Here is a 228-nt window from a genome sequence, read left to right as displayed (position 1 = left end):
CAGCCCGACTCGCGACGAGGCGAGCAGGCCGGCGCCGGGGCGGCCGGGGCGCATGGGGTCCTTGCCCTGCTCCTTGAGCCGCCGGCGCAGCCAGTAGCCCATGGGGGTGCCGTGCACGGCCCGCCAGGCCTTCGACGCGGTGGCGGCGACCATGTCGGCCGGGCTCCGCCCGAACTCGTACGGCTGGAACACGTCGAGCGCGCCGCGGACGCCCGCGAGCACCTCGAG

Annotated in this window: 1 protein-coding gene; it reads right to left on the bottom strand. The window is 77.2% G+C overall.

Features of this window, described 5'->3' with window-relative positions:
* Window positions 1–228 (bottom strand): hypothetical protein (locus KVT14_RS22120; protein ID WP_217617459.1); only part of this gene is annotated, 228 nt, incomplete at both ends.

It is taken from the genome of Cellulomonas sp. GbtcB1, assembly GCF_019091725.1.
GTDB lineage: Bacteria > Actinomycetota > Actinomycetes > Actinomycetales > Cellulomonadaceae > Cellulomonas.
Note: the sequence above shows the minus strand (reverse complement) of the source record. Positions and strands in the feature narration are given on the sequence as shown.